This is a genomic window from Halomonas sp. H10-59 (genome assembly GCF_040070555.1).
Classification (GTDB): domain Bacteria; phylum Pseudomonadota; class Gammaproteobacteria; order Pseudomonadales; family Halomonadaceae; genus Halomonas; species Halomonas litopenaei.
Map to the genome: position 1 here is coordinate 3,792,266 of NZ_CP098828.1, position 15,096 is coordinate 3,807,361.

Consider the following 15,096-nt stretch of genomic DNA (forward strand, 5'->3'; position numbering starts at 1 on the left):
GTGGGGGACCTGGGTTGCCATGGTAGTGGTTACGATGAACAAGGGAGGATGCGGCCGCTTGGACCGAGGCGCCACCAATCCCCCAGTCTATCAAGCTCCGCGCGATCTGGCTAAATCAGCGAGGCCCAGTCGGTGCTTCAGTCGGCACTTCAGGCGGCGCGTCAGTCGGCGCTGTCGGCGGTGCGATAGCGGCCGCGATAGTCGAACAGCTTTTCACGCACCTGCCAGTGACGCCCCACCTTGCGTCCGACCACGAAATCCGGGGCCCTGAGTCTTTGCTGCTCGCGACATACCTGATCGGGTGACGTCGGCGACCAGGGCACTCCGGGCGCCCGGGCGTGATCACGCAGAAACACCGCCTCGAAGGCCCGCCGCTGGGCGGGCGTCTCCAACGCGAACCACTCGGCCAGGGTGGCGCCATCCTCGTCATGGTAGGTGACCTTGAGCCGCGGCAGTCCGCGCCCATTGACGGTGGACTCGAGCAGCATGCCGCTGACCCGCAGCACCCTGGCGTCCTTGAGCTTCAAGGCCTCGCGCAGCTTGTCATCGGCGTCCACCAGCAGCGTCTGGCAACCATGGCAGCGTCGGGCGGCGATATCGTTCTCGGCGCCGCAGTCGCCGCAGGTCTTGAAGCGAAAACGAAAGTCGCACTGGCGCGCCCCTGGCTCGGCGGCGGCCAGCGCCCTGCCTTCGGCGTCGACCAGGCCCTGGCAGCGACGGCCGAAGTGTTCGATCACCAGCTCGCCGTCGCGCTTGCCCCAGAACAGGTTGGCGTGGCCACACAGCGGACAGGGCACCTGCACCGGCTCGCTGTCGCTGTCCGGCCGCGGACTGCCCACCTCCGGCGCATACAGGTCCCAGGGATTGCCGGCGTAGTCGAGGATCAGACAGTCGCGCTTGCCGGGCGAGAGCCTGAGCCCTCGCCCGACGATCTGCTGGTACAGGCCGACGGACTCGGTGGGCCTGAGGATCGCGATCAGGTCCACATGGGGCGCATCGAAGCCGGTGGTCAGCACCGAGACGTTGACCAGGTACTTGAGCCGTTTCGCCTTGAAGTCCTCGATCAGCCGGGTGCGCTCGTCACTGTCGGTATCGCCAGTGATCAGTGCCGATATCTGTGCCGGCAGATAACCGAGGATCTCCTCGGCGTGGGCCACGCTTGCCGCAAACAGCATGACCCCCTCGCGCTGCCGCGCCCGCTCGATCACCTCGGCGATGATGCCCGGCGTGGCCCGGTGCCCGGCCACCACACGATTGAGCTCTTCCTCGCGATATAGCCCGCCGGTCCCCCGCGCCAGTTGCGAGAAGTCGTAGCGGGCCACCGCCGCATCCACCTTGAGCGGGCTTGCCAGGTAGCCCTGGCGCACCATCAGCCGCAGCGGCTGCTCGAACACGCAGTCGCCAAAGAAGCTGTCCGCGTCACCGCGCACCATGCCGTGGTGGTGGCGGTGGTAGATGAAGCCCTGGCCCAGTCGATACGGCGTCGCGGTCAATCCCAGCACCTTGAGCGAGGGATTGCGAGAACGCAGATGGTCGATGACCCGCCGATAGGAGGAGTCCGCGTCCAGCGATACCCGGTGGCACTCATCGATCACCAGCAGGGTGAAGGGGCCATTGGCGTTCTGCTCGTCACTTACCGCGTCCAGGTGGCGAACCACCGACTGCACCGAGCCGAACACCACCTGGCGGGCGCTCTCCTTGCGCCCGAGTCCGGCGCTGAAGATGTCCGCCTCGAGGCCGTAGGCCAGGTACTTGGCGTGATTCTGCTCGACCAGCTCACGCACGTGGGCCAGCACCAGCACCCGCCCCCGGGCCAGGCGGGCCAGTTCGGCGATGACCAGGGACTTGCCGCTGCCGGTGGGCAACACCACCACCGCAGGCTCGTCGGACTGGCGAAAGTGCCCGACGACGCGTTTCACCGCCTCGTGCTGATAGGGCCGCAGCTCTGGCCCTGCGGGGGCGGGAGGCGACGATGGCGGGAGCCGGGGCTCGGTCTGGGGCATGACGACGCCTTTCCTCTGCAGGGTTCGGCAAATATTGATCCACGACACATCAGCGTGCACTCGGCGCCAGTAGCATAGGCGCCTGCGCGTCGAACCGACGCACTCTACGCCAAGCGCTCGATGCTCCACAACAGGGCCGGACCCTCCCCACCCTCCGGGCAGCCCTGGGGCACCGGCCTCGGCGAGTCACGCCGCACGTCAAGCGGCTCCGTCTTCAAGGACTCAGCCATGTCGCTTCGCCAACTCTGTCAGATGGCCTCCCTGCTCGTCTTTGCCGGTCTGCCCCTGCTGCAGGGCTGCTCCGAGGGAGATCCGCCCCTGGCCAAGCAGGTCACCCGCCCGGTCAAGCTGCTCACCCTGGACGAGATGGGCAATCGGTCCCTGACTCGCTACCCCGGCGTGGTCGAGGCCTCCGAACGCACCGACCTGGCCTTTCGCATCGGCGGGGAACTCAAGGAGTTGAACGTCCAGGCCGGCCAGGCGGTTACCAGTGGCGAACGTATCGCCCTGCTCGACGACCGCGACGCCCGCAACGCCTTGTCCAACGCCCAGTCGAGCTACGACCTGGCGCTGGCGACCTACCGCCGCATGCAGATATCGCTGGAAAAAGGCGCCATCAGCCGCGCCGCCTTCGATGAAGCCCGGGCGGCCTTCCTGTCGGCCCAGGCCCAGTTCGACCTGGCCAAGGATCAGCTCGGCTACACCGAGCTGAAGGCGCCCTTCGACGGCGTCATCGCCAGCGTGCCGGTGGACAATTTCCAGGTGGTGGCCCCCCAGCAGACCATCGCCGTGCTGCAGCAGCCCGGCAATATCGACGTGACCTTCGACCTGCCCGAACAGCAGATCCGCCAGCTCGATCTGGAACGCGTGCGTGCCGCCCTCGAGAAGGCCGACAGCGTCGCCTGGGTGCGCTTCGGCGATGACGAGCGTCGTTTCCCCGCGCGCTACAAGGAGCACGATACCCGCGCCTCCAGCGGCACCCTCAGCTACACCGTCACCCTGACCCTGCCGACGCCGGACGACGTCTACGTGCTGGCCGGCATGAGCGCCGTGGTATCGATGGACCTCAACGCCCTGACCGGCGAAAGCGACGGCCTGTGGCGGGTGCCGCTGGGCACCGTGGTCACCCTGGAGGACGACCCCGAGGCCACGGTGGTGTGGCGCTATATCGCCGACGACGAAGCCTCGGGCAAGGTGGAAGCGGTACCGGTACAGGTCCGCACCGCCAGCGACGACGGCATATTCATCGCCGGCGACCTGGCGGCCGGCGACCGACTGGTCGGCGCCGGCGCTCATCTGATGCGCCAAGGTCTTCGCGTCACCGCCTGGACCCAGGAAGAGGGGCTCTAGGTCATGGTCGGCTATTTTCTGCGCAACAAGACCATCAGCTGGATGGTCACGATCCTGCTGTCGGTGGGCGGTATCGTCTCCTTTCTGGGCCTGGGGCAGCTGGAGTTTCCCGACTTCACCATCCGCATGGCGCTGGTCAGCACCGCCTACCCCGGCGCCAACCCGCAGCAGGTCGAGGAAGAAGTGACGCTGCGCCTGGAAAAGGCGATCCAGGAGATCCCCAACCTCAAGCGGGTCAGCTCGGTGAACAGCGCCGGGCTCTCCCAGATCACCGTGGAGCTCGACACCGACGTCCAGGGCACTGCCCTGCCCCAGTACTGGGACCTGCTTCGGCGCAAGATCGGCGATGCCCAGGCGGGCCTGCCCCCCGGCACCTCGGAGTCGCTGGTGGTGGACGACTTCAGCGACGTCTACGGTCTGTTGTTCAATCTATCCGGCGATGACTACAGCCTTTACGACCTGAAGAATCAGGCCGACTTCCTGCAGCGCGAACTGCGCCTGATCGAGGGCGTCAAGAAGGTGGTGATCGCCGGTGATCGCCCGGAGCAGGTGACCATCTCGCTCAACCGCGAGCGCATGCAGGCTCTGAACATTCCCCCGGATGCGCTGATCGGCCTGCTCAACGCCCAGAACGCGGTAGCCGACGCCGGCAGCGTGCGTCGACACGGCAAGATCATCTCGCTGCAGCCCAGCGGCGAATTCAGAAGCGTCGAGGCGCTGGAGGACCTGATCGTCGGTCGCCCCGGCGCCAACCCGGTGCACCTGGGCGACATCGCCACGGTGACGCGCGCGCTCACCGACCGTCCCGGCCAGCTCTACCATGCCGACGGCAAGCCGGCGATCTCGCTTGGCCTGTCGTTCGTGTCCGGGGTCAACGTGGTCAAGGTTGGTGAAGCGGTGGACGCCCGCCTGGCCGAACTGGAATCCCGCCTGCCGCTGGGTATGCAACTGACCCCGGTCTACCACCAGCCCCAGGTGGTCAAGGAAGCGGTGTCCGGCTTCGTCATCAACCTGATGGAGTCGGTGGGCATCGTCATCGTGGTGCTGCTGGTGTTCATGGGCCTGCGCTCCGGCCTTCTGATGGGGCTGATCCTGTCGATCACCATCCTCGGCACGCTGATGCTGATGGCCGCCCACGGCCTGCAGTTGCAGAAGGTCTCGCTGGGGGCCCTGATCATTGCCCTGGGCATGCTGGTGGACAACGCCATCGTGGTCACCGAGGGCATGCTGATCGGCCTTGGCAAGGGCAAGAGCAAGCTCGAGGCAGCCAAGGAGGTGGCCGGCCAGAACTGGCTGCCACTGCTCGGCGCCACCGCCATCGCCATCACCGCCTTCGCCCCCATCGGCCTGTCGCCGGACGCCACCGGCGAACTGGTGGGCTCGCTGTTCTGGGTGCTGTTCTATTCGCTGCTGCTGAGCTGGATCACCGCCCTAACGCTGACCCCCTTCTTCTTCGACATCTTCTTCAAGGATCGTGAGATCGGCGACGGCGACAGTCACGAGGATCCCTACAAGGGAGTGATCTTCCAGCTGTTCGGCTGGCTGGTCGACAAGGGCATTCGCTTTCGCTGGCTGACCATCGCGGTCTGCGTGGGCCTTCTGGTCGGCGCCTTCGCGCTGTCCTCCAACATCAAGAACGCCTTCTTCCCGGATTCCACCACACCGCTGTTCTTCGTCGATGTGTGGATGCCGGAGGGCACCGACATTCTCGAGAGCGAGCGGGTGGCCTCGCGCCTGGAGGCCCAGGTGGCGAAGATGGACCAGGTCACCCACGTAACCAGTGTGATCGGCGGCGGCGCACAGCGCTTCACCCTGACCTACTCACCCGAGGACCGCTACGCGAGCTATAGCCAGCTGATCGTGGAGACCGAGGATCTCGACAGCCGAGCAAGCCGCATGGCCGAGATCATCACCCTGCTGCGCGATGACTATCCCGAGGTGCAGTACAAGGTCCAGGCGCTGCAGGTCGGTCCTGCGGCCAAGGCCAGCCTGGAGGCGCGCCTGTACGGCCCGGACCCGGACACCCTGCGCAAGCTCGCCACCGAGGTCAGCGAGGTGTTCCGCGCCGAGCCCTTCGTCGACAGCATCCGCCTGTCCTGGGGCAATCGGGTCGAGGAGCTGACGCCTGAGTTTCTCGAGCAGCAGGCGCGGCGCGTCGGCGTCACCCGCCAGGCGCTGCACCAGGCGTTGCTGATCCACAACGACGGCCAGATGGCCGGCGTCTACCGCGAGGGCTCCGACCTGATCCCCATCGTGCTGCGCGATGAACGGCAAGAGCGCTACGGCCTCAACGACATCGCCAGCCTCAACGTCTGGAGCGCCGAGCAGCAGACCTACATCAGCGCCGGCAGTGTGCTGGGGCCGCTCGAGACCCAGCTGCATGATCCGCTGATCAAGCGTCGCGACCGTCAGCGCATGCTGGCGGTCTACGCCGAGCCGCTACCGCTGTCCGGCGAGACGGCGGCCAATATCCTTGCGCGGCTCAAGCCCCAGATCGAGGCCATCGAGCTTCCCGAGGGCTACCACCTGGGCTGGGGCGGCGAGGACGAGACCTCGCGTGACGCCAAGAAGGCGCTGTTCAAGCTGTTGCCGCTGGGCATCCTCGGCATGTTCATCCTGACCATGCTGCTGTTCGGCAACCTGCGCCAGTCGCTGGCGATCTGGGCCATCGTGCCCTTGACCGTGATCGGTATCGTCGGCGGTCTTCTGACCTTCAACGCCCCCTTCACCTTCATGGCGCTGCTCGGCACCCTGAGCCTGGTCGGCATGGTGCTCAAGAACGCCATCGTGCTGGTCGAGGAGATCAAGATCCAGATGCCGCTGTACGAGGCGCCCTTCGATGCGGTGATGGCCGCCGCCATCAGCCGGGTACGGCCGGTGTCCATGGCGGCGATCACCACCATGCTGGGCATGATCCCGCTGTTCGGCGACGCCTTCTTCGCCTCCATGGCGGTGGTCATCGTGTTCGGTCTGGGTGCGGCCACCCTGCTGACCCTGGTCATCCTGCCGGTGATCTACGCCACCCTGTTCCGTATCCATCCTCCGTCGCCAGTCAAGGGGGCCACCGGAACCTGACCCCTATCGGAAGGTGACTGCAAGACAAGGCCCTCGCGGGCAATACCCGCGAGGGCCTTGTCATTGGCTTGCGGCATAGGCCGCCGGCGCTCAATCGAAGCGTGGTGGGCGCCCGTCCAGGCGTGCCCGGGTCGCTTCTCGCTGCTCGCGCCCGGCCAGCAGGTTGCGCTGCAGTTCGGCTTCCATGGCCAAGCGTCCGCGCTCATCCAGGCGCGGCGCCTCTCGCCACAGCCGACGCGCCGCGGCCACCGCCTTGGGCGAGCGCCGGGCCATGGACACGGCGAGCTCCAAGGCCGCCTCGCGCGGGTCCTCGTCCAGCCGCGAGGCCAGCCCCAGCACCATGGCCTCGTCGCCGGCCAGATGGCGGCCGGTCAGCATCAGATCCTGAATCACGTCCTGGCGCAGCGCGGCGGCGGTGACGCTGACCGCCATATCCGACATCAACCCCCACTCGATCTCCGGCAGCGCCAGCGTCGCCTCCGGGTGAACGATACGCAGATCGGCACCCAGCGCCATCTGCAGGCCGGCGCCAAAGACGTGACCATGCAGCGCCGCTACCACCGGCGCCCCCAGGTCACGCCAGCCAAGCGCCAGGCGCTGGGCCGGATTGACCCCACTGGCGTCCGGCGTCAGCAGCCAGGCCACGCGCTCGGGGCTTGCCACCACCGAGGCCACGTCCAGTCCCGAACAGAAGCTCTCGCCCTCGCCGGTAAGCACCACGGCGCGCAGGCCCACCCGCTCGCCGAGCCAGCGCTGAACCTCGAGCAGGGCGTCGATCATCGGCGGATCCATGGCGTTGTGGCGATCGGGCCGCTCGAGGTGAACCCGTGCCACATGGTCGATCAGGGAAACGCTCAAGCGGTCATGAAAACTGCGCTGGGTGGATGAGGACATGGAAGCTCCGTCGATAAGGTGGCCGGTCAGGTGATCGATAAAGGGGGCGAAACTGCGAAAGCGGGAACTTCAACTTGGCACCTGACGCCGCTCGATACAACACCTGACGTTGTCCCGGATACGACAACGCCGCCCGCAGGCGGCGTTGTCGTGGGTCTGGAGGGACTGGAGGATCAGCCCAGCCACACCCGGGCATTGCGGAACAGCCTGAGCCAGGCGCCGTCCTGGCTCCACTCGGCCGGCCGCCAGGAGTTGGTGACGGCACGCACCACCCGCTCCGGGTGGGGCATCATGATCGTCACCCGGCCATCCGGCGTGGTCAGGCCGGTGATACCGGAGGGCGAGCCGTTGGGGTTGGCCGGATAGCGGGTGGTGCACTGGCCGTAGTTGTCGATATAGCGCAGGGCCACCTGGCCCGAGCCCTGCATGCTGCGCAGGTGGGCGCTATCGCGAAACTCGGCGCGGCCCTCGCCATGGGCCACGGCGATGGGTAGGCGCGAGCCTTCCATGCCGGCCAGCAGGATCGACGGGGTCTTCTCCACCTGCACCATGGCCACTCGGGCCTCGAACTGCTCGGACTCGTTACGCACGAAGCGCGGCCAGTTCTCGGCGCCGGGGATAAGCTCCTTGAGCTGGGACAGCATCTGGCAGCCGTTGCACACGCCGAGTGCGAAGCTATCTTCGCGCGCGAAGAAGTCGGCGAACTGCTCGCGGGCACGGGGGTTGAACAGCACCGACTTGGCCCAGCCACCGCCGGCGCCGAGCACGTCACCGTAGGAGAAGCCACCGCAGGCGGCCAGCCCCTTGAACTCGTCGAGACCGACACGTCCCTCGAGCAGGTCGCTCATGTGCACGTCGACCGCCTCGAAGCCGGCCTTGTCGAAGGCCCAGGCCATCTCCAGGTGACCATTGACGCCCTGCTCGCGCAGGATGGCGGCACGCGGACGTGCGCTGTTGACGAAGGGTGCGCTGATGTCCTCGTCGACCTCGAAGGTCGGGCTGGCACTCAGGCCCGGGTCACGGGTGTCGAGCAGGTTGTCGAACTCGTTCTTGGCGCACTCGGGGTTGTCGCGCAGGGCCTGCAGGCGGTAGCTGGTCTCGCTCCAGGTGCGCTGGGTCAGCTGCCGGGTGGTCTCCAGCAACGGCTCCTCGAACAGGGTCACGCGGATCTGGTCGTCGTAGCGCGGACGGGCGATGACGCCACAGGTCTCGATACCGGCGGCGGCGAACTGGGCCAGCACCTCTTCGGTGTGCTCACGGCTGACCTGGATGACCGCCCCCAACTCCTCGCTGAACAGCGCGTCCACCGCCTCGGCGGCCTCGTCGATCAACCAGTCGAGCTTGATCTCGAGCCCGGCGCGGCCGGCGAAGGCCATCTCCAGCAGGCTGACGATCAGGCCACCGTCGCTGCGGTCGTGGTAGGCCAGCAGTCGACCGTCGGCGTTGAGCCCCTGGATGACACTGAAGAACGCCTTGAGGTCCTCGGCGTCGTCCAGGTCCGGGCAGTCGTTGCCGACCTGACCGTAGACCTGGGCCAGGGCGGAGCCGCCCAGACGATTCTTGCCGGCGCCCAGGTCGATCAGCAGCAGGTCGCTCTCGTCCTGGTCGAGGCGAATCTGCGGGGTCAGCGTCTTCATGGCGTCGGTGACCGGAGCGAAGCCGGTGATCGCCAGGGTCAGCGGCGAGGTCACCGCCTTCTGCTCACCGTCCTGCTCCCAGGCGGTGCGCATGGACATGGAGTCCTTGCCCACCGGCACCGCGATGCCCAGCGCCGGGCACAGCTCCATGCCGACGGCGTGCACGGCGTCATACAGCGCCTGGTTCTCGCCTTCATGGTCCGCCGCGCTCATCCAGTTGGCCGACATCTTGATGTCGCCAAGCTGGGCGATCGGGGCAGCGGCCAGGTTGGTGATCGACTCGGCCACCGCCAGGCGTGCGCTGGCGGCGGGGTCGATCAGCGCCACCGGCGAGCGCTCGCCCATGGCCATGGCCTCACCGGCGTGGGTATCGAAGCTTGCCGTGGTCACCGCCACGTCGGCCACCGGCACCTGCCAGGGACCGACCATCTGGTCACGCGCGACCTGGCCGGTGATCGAGCGGTCGCCGATGGTGATCAGGAAGCTCTTGGAGGCCACGGTGGGCAGACGCAGCACCCGATCCAGCGCCTCGCGCAGGTCCAGGTTGTCGAGCATCACACCGGGCAGCTCCAGCGGCGCACGCTCGAACTCACGCTGCATCTTGGGTGGCTTGCCGAACAGCACGCTCATCGGCAGGTCCACTGGACGGGTGTCGAAGTGGCCGTCCACCACCGCCAGGTGGTGCTCTGCGGTGGCCTCGCCGACCACCGCGTAGGGGCAGCGTTCGCGCCGGCACAGGGCGTCGAAGGTCTCGAGATCCGCAGGTGCCACCGCCAGCACGTAGCGCTCCTGGGCCTCGTTGCACCAGATCTCCAGCGGGCTCATGCCGGGCTCGGCGTTGGGCACCTCGCGCAGGCTGAACAGACCACCACGATCGCCGTCCTTGACCAGTTCCGGCAAGGCGTTGGACAGACCACCGGCGCCTACGTCATGGATAAAGCAGATGGGGTTGTCGTCACCCAGCGCCCAGCAGCGGTCGATGACCTCCTGGGCACGCCGCTCGATCTCGGGGTTGTCGCGCTGAACAGAAGCGAAGTCGAGATCGAAGCTCGACGAGCCGGAGGCCATCGACGACGCTGCACCGCCGCCGAGCCCGATCAACATCGCCGGGCCACCCATCACGATCAGCTTGCCGCCCACCGGGATCTCGCCCTTGGCCACGTGCTGCTCGCGGATGTTGCCGTAGCCGCCGGCTATCATGATCGGCTTGTGGTAGCCGCGACGCTCGATGCCGCTGGCACCGAGGGCGTCCTGCTCGTAGGTACGGAAGTAGCCGGTGAGGTTGGGACGGCCAAATTCGTTGTTGAAGGCGGCGCCGCCGATGGGGCCCTCGAGCATGATCTCCAGGGCGTTGACGATGCGCTCGGGCTTGCCGTAGTCGAACGCCTCCCAGGGCTGCACGAACTCGGGGATACGCAGGTTGGACACGGTAAAGCCGGTCAGCCCCGCCTTGGGCTTGCCGCCGACGCCGGTGGCGCCTTCGTCGCGGATCTCGCCGCCGGCACCGGTGGCCGCGCCGGGATGAGGCGCGATGGCGGTCGGGTGGTTGTGGGTCTCGACCTTGGTCAGGATGTGGATCGGCTCCACTTCCCCGCCGTAGCTGGCGCGCTCACCGTCACGCCCGGTCAGCGGGGTGGCGAAGAAGCGACGCGCCTCGCTGCCCTTGATCACCGCAGCGTTGTCGCTGTAGGCCGACAGGATGCCGTCCGGCGAGGCCTCGAAGGTGTTCTTGATCATCTTGAACAGCGAGTGGCTCTGGGCCTCGCCGTCGATGACCCAGTCGGCGTTGAAGATCTTGTGGCGGCAGTGCTCGGAGTTGGCCTGGGCGAACATCATCAGCTCGACGTCGCTGGGGTTGCGGCCCAGCTCGACAAACGCCTCGACCAGGTAGTCGATCTCGTCCTCGGCCAGGGCGAGTCCCAGCTCGCGATTGGCGACCTCAAGCGCTGTACGGCCGCCCTCGAGCACGTCCACCTGGCCCAGCGGCGCCGGCTCATGGTGGGCGAACAGGGTGGCGGCGTCGGAGCTGTCTCGCAGCACCGTCTCGGTCATGCGGTCGTGCAGGCCGGCGACAATGGCGTCGAAGTGGGCTTCCTTCAGCGTACCGCGCACCTTGATGCGATAGAGGATGCCGCGCTCCAGGCGGTTGATCTGGGTCAAACCGCAGTTGTGGGCAATGTCGGTAGCCTTGGATGACCAGGGAGACTGGGTGCCGATACGTGGCACCACCAGCAACGCAAGCCCCTCCACATCGCTATCCTGCTGTGCCGGCCCGTAGTCGAGCAGGCGCTCGAGTAGGCTCAGTTCGGTGGCCTCGAGCTCCCGCTCCAGATCGGCAAAGTGCACGTACTCGGCGTGCAGCGCCTCGATCTCGGGGACGGACACACGCAGTTGAGCCAGCAGCTTGGCGTGACGGAAGGTGGACAGGGCGGGCGCTCCGCGCAGTTCGAGCATATCCAGGAGCCTCTGAAGATCAGCGATAAAAGAAGGGGGCCGCGGCGGGCGAGACGGCATATGATACTGGAAACCGACGGGTGCGAGAAATCGATGCGGATGACAGCGCCCCGTGGGCTGGGTAAGGTGGGCGCTCCACCATGAGCGATTTTGCCCCGATGAAGGACGGTTTCCGTCATGCGCGGCGCCTGCGCATCCTTGCCACCAGTGGCCTGGGCCTGCTGTGGGCGCTCTGGCCGACGCCGCCCGGCCCCTCCTCAAGCGCTGCCCTGGAGCGAGTACTGGCACGTGATTTCATCACCGTGCACACCCGCAATACCCCCTTTACCTACTACGAGGGGCGCCAGGGACCTACCGGCTTCGAGTACGAACTGATGCGTCGCTTCGCCGACCGCCTCGGGGTCAGCTTGAACCTGAGCGATGACCACCATGTGCAGAGCGTGCTCGACGCGGTGCGCCACCAGGGCGACCTCGGCGCGGCCGCCCTGCCGCTGGATCCGCTGGCGGAAGGCCTGGTGTTTTCGCGCCCGATCCTGTCGATGCAGCCGATGGTGGTGTATCGCCGAGGACTGCAGCCGCCCAAGGCGCTCGATGACCTCAAGGACTGGAACATCGGCATCGCCAAGGGCACCGGCATCAGCCGCGTCATGCACGAATTGCAGCGCGAGCACCCTCGCCTCAGCTGGAAGGAAGCGGAAGACCTGGAGATCGCTTCGCTGCTCAGGCGCATCGAGGATGGCGAGCTGGACGCTGCGGTGGTGTACGCCCACCAGTTCCGCCTCAATCGTCTGTTCTTCCCCGAAGTGGAAGACGGCTTCGACATCGGCGAGCCGGTGACCATGGCCTGGGCCTTCTCCGGGAAAGACGGTCTGGCGCTGATCGAACGCGCCAATACGTTCTTCGACGAGCTTCGCGCAGAGGGTGAACTCGACCGCCTCACCGCCCGCTACTTCGGTCACGACGACTATCTCGAGTACGTCGGCGCCCGGGTCTTCATCAACCACGTCAACAAGCGCCTGCCGCGATTCGATGCCCTGTTTCGAGAGGCCGCCCGCGCGCAGCACTTCGACTGGAAGCTGTTGGCAGCGGTGGGTTATCAAGAGTCCCACTGGGACCCGGAGGCAACGTCGCCCACCGGGGTGCGTGGGCTGATGATGCTGACCAACGCCACCGCCGAAGAAGTCGGAGTATCGAACCGGCTGGACCCGGCCCAGAGCATCGAGGGCGGCGCACGCTATCTGCGCAGCGTCGAACAGCGATTGCCCGAGTCGATCACCGGTGAGGACCGTCTCTACATGGCGCTCGCGGCCTACAACGTGGGCCTCGGCCATCTGTATGACGCCCGTGACATCGCCCGCATGCGGGGTGGCAACCCGGATCTATGGCGTGATGTGCGTGAGGCGCTGCCCCTGTTGCAGGAAAGCCAGTGGCACAGCAAGACACGCCACGGCTACGCAAGGGGTGGCGAACCGGTCATCTATGTGCAGAATATTCGCCGCTATCTCGAGATCCTCGACTACGTTGATCGCAGCCAGCAGCAGTTCCACCAGCTGAATGCCCGCCTGCCCGATCAAGCCGACGCCGAGATCTTCGAACTCGTGCCCCCCATGCCCTAGGACACCTTGCCTTCATGTCTCGAATTGCCCTGTCCATGACGCTGCTGGTCATCCTGCTGGCCACGGCGGGACTGATCGTCGATCCCTCGATGATCCAGGATCAGAGCCACAGCGCCAGCTGGACCCTGCTGCTGCTGACCGGCATCGGCCAGGCAGTGTGGTACTGGCGTGGGGTGAGGTTGTCGGTCGTGTGTCTGCTGCCGGTGCTGGCGATCCTGCTGCTGGGCCTGGCCAGCTACCTGCTGCCCGAAGCACTGATCTCTTACGTCACGCTCGACCAATGGGCATCGTGGCTACCCGGGGTCCAGGGCCTCGACGATCTTCGACCGCCCTTGATGGAGCTGCTCATCCTGCTGGCGCTGACTGGCGGGCTGCTGGGACGCACCCGGGCGAGCCTGGCCGCCCCACTGCTGCAGGCGCTGGCGGCGCTGTTACTGGTCACCGAAGCGCTGCTGGTGATCACCGACGAGATCCGCTCGCCGCAGAACCTGGCAGGCACCCCCGCCAGCATGCTGTTGCTGGCACTCTTGCTGGTCGCCCAGTTCGTCGGCGTGGTCTCGGGGTGGCGCCACACCCGGATCAGCATCCTGCGCAGCCTGATTCCCTCGCTCGCCCTGGTGCTGGTCAGTCTGTTTGTCTGGAACCAGCAACGTGTGTACGTGGACCAGCAGCTTCAAGACGAGCTGCAGGGCGAATCGGATCGTCTGGCGACTCAGCTTGGCGCCGAGATAACGGCCCACCTGGAGGCAGTAAGACGCTTCGCCAGCTTCTGGAGCCTGCTGGAAGAGGCCCCCAGCGCCGAAGAGTGGGAGCGCCAGGCCGCCTTTTACCACCAGGACTTCAGCTACTTTCTCAACATCGCCTATATCGAAGCCGACGGTACCATCCGCCTTGTCCACCCACGCGATGACAGCAACCGGGCGATCATCGGCATCAATGCACTAGACGTGGACCGCCCCTACATCGACGCACTGGCGAAGGCACTGTCCGACAACCAGGAGGGCCACACCGGCGTCGTGCCACTGCTGCAGGGGATGCCCGGCATGATCTACTACCTGCCGATCACCTCCCCCGACCAGCAGCGCGTCACCGGCGCTGCGGCCATGGTGCTCAGCCTCCCGGTGCTGGCCGACAAGCTCTACGCCGAGACCCTGCTGGACCGTGAGCATATCCGCATGCGCTTCGCCGTGGACGGTGACACCATCCGCGACTGGCCGACCAGCGAGTCGCCAGGCCCATGGACCACGCTGAGCCTGCTTGCCCTCGACGAACAAGAGCTGACCGTCGCCTTGAACGCCTCCACCGGCTACCTGCTGGGCCTGCGTTCGCGCCAGCCGGTGGCCAGTCTCAGTATCGGGCTGCTGCTGGCTTACCTGCTGTACATGGTGGTATTCGGCCACCACCGCATGTCGGTACAACACTCGTCGATGTACCGCTCCAACGAGGAGCTGCGCCGAGAGGTCCGCCATCGTACCGAACTGCAGCGTGAGGTGGAGTGGCTTGCCGGCCACGACGAGCTGACGCTGCTGCCCAATCGCCGCCTGTTCATGTCGACGTTGCGAGAACAGCAGGAGTGCCGCCCGCTGAGCGTTCTTCTGTGTGACATCGATCACTTCAAGAGCATCAATGACCAGCTCGGCCATCAGGCGGGGGACGAGGCGCTTCGTCGCTTCGCCCGGGTGGGACGCCTGGCGATGCCCGAAGGGGTGGTGCTGGCCCGTTACGGCGGCGAGGAATTCGTCGCCCTGCTGACCGGGGTGGCCGCAGACGAGGCCGTCGAGATCGCCGAATCCCTGCGCCAGAGCGTGATGAACTGCGGCGTTGAGCATGCCGATGGGCGCCCCATGACGGTGAGTATCGGCATCGCCAGCCACGGCGCCGGCGACCTGATCGCCGAAGACCTGCTCCATCGCGCGGACCTGGCACTTTATCGGGCCAAGCGACAGGGGCGCAATCGCATCGAGGCGTGCACGTCACCCGCCTGAGCGCGGCCTCGCGCGGATCTGGCGCGCTGACTTGATACACCAGGAGCCAACCAGACACCCACCCGCCCTCTCGATGTCCTTG

The 15,096-nt window shown here is 66.6% G+C and carries 7 protein-coding genes; 4 read left to right on the forward strand and 3 right to left on the reverse strand.

From position 1 onward, the window contains the following. Positions 1–161: 161 nt before the first annotated feature. A complete protein-coding gene (locus NFG57_RS16475) occupies positions 162–2,003 on the reverse strand; it encodes a DEAD/DEAH box helicase (RefSeq protein ID WP_348814793.1) in 1,842 nt (613 codons plus the stop codon). A gap of 228 nt (positions 2,004–2,231) precedes the next feature. Between NFG57_RS16475 and NFG57_RS16480 the strand changes: the two genes are divergently transcribed. Further along, a complete protein-coding gene (locus NFG57_RS16480) occupies positions 2,232–3,353 on the forward strand; it encodes an efflux RND transporter periplasmic adaptor subunit (RefSeq protein ID WP_213229929.1) in 1,122 nt (373 codons plus the stop codon). A gap of 3 nt (positions 3,354–3,356) precedes the next feature. Further along, complete coding sequence (locus NFG57_RS16485; RefSeq protein ID WP_348814794.1) at positions 3,357–6,428, forward strand: efflux RND transporter permease subunit; 3,072 nt, start codon at positions 3,357–3,359, stop codon at positions 6,426–6,428. Between the two features lie 90 nt (positions 6,429–6,518). Here NFG57_RS16485 and NFG57_RS16490 read toward each other — a convergent pair whose 3' ends face one another. Then, positions 6,519–7,322, reverse strand: coding sequence for a crotonase/enoyl-CoA hydratase family protein (locus tag NFG57_RS16490; RefSeq protein WP_045992008.1), 804 nt, complete (start codon positions 7,320–7,322; stop codon positions 6,519–6,521). A gap of 173 nt (positions 7,323–7,495) precedes the next feature. Next, positions 7,496–11,413 (reverse strand): phosphoribosylformylglycinamidine synthase, encoded by a 3,918-nt coding sequence (purL, locus tag NFG57_RS16495; protein ID WP_348814795.1) that lies wholly within the window; start codon positions 11,411–11,413, stop codon positions 7,496–7,498. Between the two features lie 140 nt (positions 11,414–11,553). Between purL and mltF the strand changes: the two genes are divergently transcribed. Beyond that, a complete protein-coding gene (gene mltF, locus NFG57_RS16500) occupies positions 11,554–13,029 on the forward strand; it encodes a membrane-bound lytic murein transglycosylase MltF (protein WP_348814796.1) in 1,476 nt (491 codons plus the stop codon). Between the two features lie 14 nt (positions 13,030–13,043). Continuing rightward, on the forward strand, positions 13,044–15,014 hold the full coding sequence (locus NFG57_RS16505; protein ID WP_348814797.1) for a diguanylate cyclase: 1,971 nt from the start codon (positions 13,044–13,046) through the stop codon (positions 15,012–15,014). Positions 15,015–15,096: the final 82 nt, after the last annotated feature.